This window comes from Bacillus sp. JJ664 (assembly GCF_036962205.1).
In the GTDB taxonomy this organism is placed as follows: Bacteria; Bacillota; Bacilli; order Bacillales; family Bacillaceae_G; genus Gottfriedia.
The window spans coordinates 17512-23233 of sequence record NZ_JBALMS010000062.1 but is presented as its reverse complement, the minus strand read 5'-3'; the positions used below and the strand labels follow the sequence as shown (position 1 = coordinate 23233).

Sequence of the window (5722 nt, the reverse complement as noted above, 5' to 3'; positions counted from 1 at the left end):
CTATATTCAAATGGGTTAAGGTTATTTAATATTTATTGGAATCATTTTTGTACTGGGTTTTAAGTAAGAATGTACTATTCGGTATATGTTTACAAAACAGAAATTAGTCTACCTAAACCTTGATCGACTGATTGTCCATTTTGAACATTGCAGGAACAAGGAAATCCATATGACATTATAGAATATTAAATGTCAGTCCATTAAATCGTTTTTTATGACTTTATAAAAAAGTTGATAGGAGTGAATTCGAATGAGTTTTGATAATCAGAAAATATATCCTAATTGCTCAATTATCACAAGAACAGTAGAAGTTGGAGGACTTACGAAACCACAACTAATGATGAAATTACAAGAAAATTCTATCTTGCTAAATGAGTATGGAGGACTGTTATTGGCTAATGAAAAGTTTACGACTTCTGAAACAAAGTACCTCCTTGAAACCGTAGAACTAACCGTTAGCGACCTTGGCTTTTTGGAAGGTGCCACGACTGCTCAGATTTTTAATAGAGCAAGCGAACTTGGTTTGAGTTTGTGTCCACATGAGCTGGGACCATACTTAAGACTCGAATATCTTGATCAGCCAGAAGGTTATTTGGGAAATCCTGACCAGCGACATCAAGCTCCATCAGGTTCGATTACAATAGCATCCGAAGCACTTACTAAAGATGACGATTTTCCAAAAGGCTTTTATCTTAGACAGATTAACGGTGAGTTGTGGCTCCGCGGATACCGTGCTGATCATCTACACTGTTGGAATTCTGGTGATCATTTTATCTTTGTCAAACAAACTTGAATAGATTATTTATTAGAGCCTAACTAGGTTTACTAGAATAAGAAAAGACTGCCAATTTATTGCAGCCTGCTGGGACGATTATACTTTTCTACTAAATGATGTACTCAGATTCTTTAATGTATATACTCTTGCCGTAAAAATATATAGTTCATTATAGTTTCGTTCTATGTATTCACTAATTATATCGATCCCTTTTACAAAATTGTCTACTAATAAATAAGTGTACTTTTCATCCCAAGTAAACCGATTAATTCTGATCATTTCATCTGCTAATACTTGAAACCTAAATTCCTCTATTAGAAGTTTTATTTGATATATTTTATCAGTATTTTTAATAAAGTTGTTTTTACTAGTTTCATGACTATTTTGTATAAATTTTATAAAGCCATTTATACTTTCAGCTAACATATTTGCTTTTTGCATCTCGAATTTCATTTCACCATCCCCTAAAGTAGAAAGATAATCAGTATAATAAAAGTGTATGTTTTGAGAAGCTATCATAATACAAACAATTAAATTAATCTTGTATTTTGTTGCTTTGTTTCATTGATGTCTTTTCATACATTTGGTAGTTTATAAAAATTACTACTCCTTCATTTACTACACTGCAATTTTGTACAATAAAAAATAGACTACCATCGTAGCCTATCATTTTAAAACTATATGTATTAAAATTTATCAATTGAGTTTGATTCACTTTTAGAACGAAAATAAATTGCAAAGCAAATAATTAATATTGATACTAACCCTACTACTACATATAATATTCCAGCTAATGTTACAGCCATTCCTTCAAAGCCTCTGATTGTGCCAAATCCTGAAAAAAACATGATTGTACCTATAACTAAGAATGAAAATGAGATAAACAGAGCAATCATTTTTTTATTTTTAGCAAGCGCCAGAAGAAATACTACCATTAAGACTACTATCATAACAAATTGATGATCCGCTAAAATAAACAAGTCCATTTTCCTCCCTTGGTAGATGGTTCCATTTGCATAAAGTATATTATATAAACTGAAATTATTTGCCAATTATAAATATAAACATCATTTCATCTACTTCTGTTTTTGCTCAATCCTCGGTATATACTAAGGCAATTTGTAAATAATATGCTTGTACTTAATAAAATTAAGGAGGGTTTTTATGCCACAGAATCAAAAAGGTAATGAAAATTTCGGTTCTAATATGACACCAAAGGTTTCAGGGACCGATCCACAAAAAGTAAAACAAGAAATTCAAAATGACGTTAGCCAAGGACAAGGAGCAATGACTTCTCGAGAAGCAGGAGCAATGCGCGATTAAAAAACCACTTTATGTGGTTTTTTCTTTTTACTACTACATTACTTTTTGACATTTTACCATCATAAATTTAAATGGAGGTTTATTTTCCATATTCTTATGAGGCTCTAAAATTTCCGAAAACTCTATCAGGCCATACTTTCCAAATTCTTGTTTGATCGAGTCAGCATCATAAAAAAACATTTTGATCCCTTCCATGATCTCGTAATAATCCTCATCAAGTTTCGTGCCCTTTCCAAACATCGGAGCATCTTTTGAAATTGTCGTAAATATCATATACCCGTTTGGCTTCAACTGATTGTAGCAATCCTTAGTAAACTTCTCTCTCTCACTTTTATTCAATAAGTGAATAAGTGCATAACAAAATATCCCATCATAAAGCTTATCTTCAAAAGGCATATCAGTTACTGAACCATGAAAAATATTTACATCAAGCCCATTATCTCTAGCTATATCGATAGCTGTTTTTGAAATCTCAATACCTGTTACATTTATTCCTTTCTCCATAAAAACCTTAGCGTTTCTACCATATCCAAAACCAGGTACTAATATATCCTTCACTTTCTTTTCAAGGAAAAAGTCCTTTGTCAAAATTGCTAAGTCTGAAGGTTCAAAACCCCACATCATTTGATTTTCTATAAAACTTTCTTCCCAAATTTCTGTCATTCTTTATCTCCTTTTTATTTTAAGTTTACATTCTCTAATTCGAGAATGTAATTACAATTGTGTAATAGATTAAAACAAATCATTCTACTATTAGCCCTTATATTACCTTCTCTAATTAAATTACTGTTAATAGTTAAATAGGAGCCGATTTCTCGGCTCCAATGATCAATAACTTTGAAATTTAATTTATCTAACTAATTATCTATGTTGATCTACAAGAACCGGATTACCATCTGGATCTACAATTATGAAACTTGCTGGTCCTTCACTTGACTCATCCGCTTCGGATTGAAAATTAATACCAGTTGCTTTAAGTTGCTTTTGAAGGTCTCGAATATCAGTAAACTCATCAAGATTTCTTCCATTTTCATTCCATCCTGGATTAAAAGTTAGCATGTTCTTTTCAAACATTCCTTGGAATAAACCAATTATACAATTTTCATTTTTCAGAATGAGCCAATTTTGGGTAATATCACCACCTAAGACTTGAAATCCTAGATTTTCATAAAATGATTTTGACTTGTTAATGTCTTTAACAGTTAAACTGACAGAGAATGCACCTAGTTTCATATTGCCTCCTAATAGTTATTAATTTAGAAAGTCTTGCTTTAGATATTTTTTATTTTCAGTACATATTTCTCTTAATTGCATGAAATACCTTTTTATTCAAAATCACTACAATAAGTATAACTTTAATAGCAAACTGTTTATGTATGTAACCCAAACGTATTTCTTAAAAAATGATTCCTTTAATTACATTATCTAGTAATATTAAAAAGGCTATCAAAGTCTACTTTTTTTCAACTAACTCTGCTTCATTTTTATCTTCAGCCCAATTCTGAACACCATCGTCCTCATCCAATTCGATGATTACATCAGTTACGCCTTTTTCATTCATAATTTTTTCTTCTAATCGATCTTTGATATCATCAGCCTCAGCTACTGTTAAACTAGGATCAAGTTCAATTTCTAATTCAACATGTAAATCTTCGCCTTCTTTCAAAACAGTGAGAGCTTGAATATCCTTTACATCTGGATCATTCATAACAATCTCACCAATTTTGTTTTCCATTTCTTCGTCAGCTTCTCCAATAACTCCGGCAGCATTATCAAGAAAAACCTTTCCAACTACAGTGAACATCATTATACCGATGATTACAGAAGCAATTCCTTCCGCTTCATGAAATGGTGAATAGTGAGCAACAGTTACTGCGATCATGGCTAATAATCCCCCAAGAGTAGCTACTGCATCCTCTAAGAAAACTAATCTTGTAGCCGGTTTTGCTTTTCCAAAATTGGAAATTGCTTGTGTTACCACTCCAAAACCACTTGTGTTTATTCCCAGTTCATGACTAATTTCCTTCATAGCTTTATAAAGTACAAATGATTCAAGCAATACTGAAATTCCTAAAATAACTAGGCTAACAATAAACCCTGATGGGTTAGTTGGTTTAATAATATGATGTATCCCTTCAACGATTGTTTCATATGCCATAATTCCTACTATTAAAACAGCACCTAGTAGAACTAAATTAACAAGTCTACCAAATCCATTTGGAAATCGATCCGTTGGTGACTTTTTACTTAAAGCGGAACCAGTAAATACGAAAAGCTGATTGGCAGTATCGGCAGCACTATGCATCATCTCAGCAAATAAAGCTACACTCCCTGTCATCGCAAAACCAATCCCTTTTAAAATAGCTATTACAGTATTAACTATAGCTGCTAATAACGCAGATTTATTCCCTTTTTTTAATAGTTGTATAAACTCCCTCATGCATGATCCTCTTTTCAAATTTATTTATTATTTATTATTTATTTTTACTTTTTTATAGCAAAATGTTCTTTCATAAAAAGTCTATTATGGAAATTAATAGTTACTTATTCAACTATCTTTTCCATAAAATTAATAAAAATAAGCAGCCAAAGGCTACTATCACATCATTAAGGCATAGTTTGAATACAAAGTTTTAGAAAGCTCATTTTCACAAAACATTATATTGAACTTCGAATTCAAATAGATTTAATACGTTTCAAATATAACATAATTTCCCAACTGAGTTTAAACAATTATACTAGTTTGCATACAAAAAAGACTGCAAAAGCAGTCAATTTTTTGTTCTACGGTATTTTAATTTCCTTGCTACTTCAATTATTTCTCTTTTTTATAAAAACGTTCACCAGTTTCAGGATTATAATATACTCTTGTTTTTTCGCCCGATACAGGGTCGACATTTATTTCTTCTGTCGATTGAAAACCATTGGGAATTTTTGTTCCATGATTATGTTTAAAACGTTTGTCATAGATAAAATATCCAAGCAATATGCAAATGATAATGATGAAAACTTGTAAGACATAATAACCTATGACGAGTTCCATTATATTTTCTCCACTACGACAGCTGTTCCATATGCTACAATTTCACTCATGTTTGTACCAATTTCACCAGAGTCATATCGCATCATGATAATTGCATTTGCACCCATTTGATTCGCATTTTTAATCATACGATCCAAGGCTTCTTTTCTTGAGTCTTCAAGCATAGCAGTATATTGTTTAATTTCTCCGCCTACTAGCGATTTTAGCCCTGCCATAATATCTCCACCTAGACCTCTACTTCTAACAATTAGACCAAAGGCAGGTCCTTTTACTTCAACAACTTTGTAGCCTTCAATTTTTTCTGTAGTTACTACTAACATATTAATCTCCTCCTATTTTTTGTTCTATATTATAGGTCCTCTATTTTTAATATTTTCTTAAGTTTCTGTGCATCTACACCATCAAGAGTGCCATATTTATGATTATGAATATCTACTAGAATGACCTGACTATCCTCGAACCAAACTTTATAGTTATTTATTAATTCAGCCTGACCTACTTTCTCCTGCTTAATCGTATAGTCCTCTTCACGATTTGGCCATTTAAAATCTGGTAGACTGGCATGAGTCAATAATTTTTTT

General features: G+C 31.6%; 10 protein-coding genes. 2 read left to right on the top strand and 8 right to left on the bottom strand.

Going from position 1 to position 5722, the window contains the following annotated elements:
* Positions 1–250: 250 nt before the first annotated feature.
* On the top strand, positions 251–793 hold the full coding sequence (locus V7056_RS11500) for a helicase (protein ID WP_499702046.1): 543 nt from the start codon (positions 251–253) through the stop codon (positions 791–793).
* Between the two features lie 78 nt (positions 794–871).
* Here V7056_RS11500 and V7056_RS11495 read toward each other — a convergent pair whose 3' ends face one another.
* Together V7056_RS11495 and V7056_RS11490 are read right to left on the bottom strand one after the other, a co-directional pair.
* On the bottom strand, positions 872–1228 hold the full coding sequence (locus V7056_RS11495) for a hypothetical protein (protein WP_499702044.1): 357 nt from the start codon (positions 1226–1228) through the stop codon (positions 872–874).
* A 233-nt stretch (positions 1229–1461) separates the two neighbouring features.
* Positions 1462–1755: a hypothetical protein gene (locus V7056_RS11490; protein WP_499702043.1), complete on the bottom strand. Its 294-nt coding sequence runs from the start codon at positions 1753–1755 to the stop codon at positions 1462–1464.
* A 184-nt stretch (positions 1756–1939) separates the two neighbouring features.
* On the opposite strand from V7056_RS11490, the gene V7056_RS11485 reads away from it, so the two are divergent.
* Positions 1940–2098, top strand: a complete 159-nt coding sequence (locus V7056_RS11485; protein WP_499702041.1) for a hypothetical protein — start codon at positions 1940–1942, stop codon at positions 2096–2098.
* A gap of 33 nt (positions 2099–2131) precedes the next feature.
* Here the strand turns inward: V7056_RS11485 and V7056_RS11480 are convergent, their stop codons facing one another.
* The 6 genes from V7056_RS11480 to V7056_RS11455 all read right to left on the bottom strand — a co-directional run.
* Positions 2132–2761 carry a class I SAM-dependent methyltransferase gene (locus V7056_RS11480; RefSeq protein ID WP_499702039.1) on the bottom strand — a complete coding sequence of 210 codons (630 nt, stop codon included), beginning with the start codon at positions 2759–2761 and terminating at the stop codon, positions 2132–2134.
* A 198-nt stretch (positions 2762–2959) separates the two neighbouring features.
* Complete coding sequence (locus V7056_RS11475) at positions 2960–3331, bottom strand: VOC family protein (protein ID WP_499702037.1); 372 nt, start codon at positions 3329–3331, stop codon at positions 2960–2962.
* A gap of 220 nt (positions 3332–3551) precedes the next feature.
* Positions 3552–4538 carry a cation diffusion facilitator family transporter gene (locus V7056_RS11470; RefSeq protein WP_499702035.1) on the bottom strand — a complete coding sequence of 329 codons (987 nt, stop codon included), beginning with the start codon at positions 4536–4538 and terminating at the stop codon, positions 3552–3554.
* Positions 4539–4913: 375 nt separating this feature from the next.
* Positions 4914–5141, bottom strand: a complete 228-nt coding sequence (locus V7056_RS11465; RefSeq protein WP_499702033.1) for a hypothetical protein — start codon at positions 5139–5141, stop codon at positions 4914–4916.
* Positions 5141–5461, bottom strand: a complete 321-nt coding sequence (locus tag V7056_RS11460; RefSeq protein ID WP_499702031.1) for a YbjQ family protein — start codon at positions 5459–5461, stop codon at positions 5141–5143. Before V7056_RS11460 ends, V7056_RS11465 begins: the two co-directional genes overlap by 1 nt.
* Positions 5462–5490: 29 nt before the next feature.
* Positions 5491–5722, bottom strand: a 232-nt coding sequence (locus V7056_RS11455) for a hypothetical protein (RefSeq protein ID WP_499702029.1), incomplete at its 5' end; no start/stop codon positions are given.

Bases quoted from the DNA above. Each gene is read 5' to 3' on its own strand.
- V7056_RS11500 (WP_499702046.1), top strand. From the start codon at position 251: ATGAGTTTTGATAATCAGAAAATATATCCTAATTGCTCAATTATCACA.
- V7056_RS11470 (WP_499702035.1), bottom strand. From the start codon at position 4,538: ATGAGGGAGTTTATACAACTATTAAAAAAAGGGAATAAATCTGCGTTA.
- V7056_RS11475 (WP_499702037.1), bottom strand. From the start codon at position 3,331: ATGAAACTAGGTGCATTCTCTGTCAGTTTAACTGTTAAAGACATTAAC.
- V7056_RS11465 (WP_499702033.1), bottom strand. From the start codon at position 5,141: ATGGAACTCGTCATAGGTTATTATGTCTTACAAGTTTTCATCATTATC.
- V7056_RS11480 (WP_499702039.1), bottom strand. From the start codon at position 2,761: ATGACAGAAATTTGGGAAGAAAGTTTTATAGAAAATCAAATGATGTGG.
- V7056_RS11485 (WP_499702041.1), top strand. From the start codon at position 1,940: ATGCCACAGAATCAAAAAGGTAATGAAAATTTCGGTTCTAATATGACA.
- V7056_RS11495 (WP_499702044.1), bottom strand. From the start codon at position 1,228: ATGAAATTCGAGATGCAAAAAGCAAATATGTTAGCTGAAAGTATAAAT.
- V7056_RS11460 (WP_499702031.1), bottom strand. From the start codon at position 5,461: ATGTTAGTAGTAACTACAGAAAAAATTGAAGGCTACAAAGTTGTTGAA.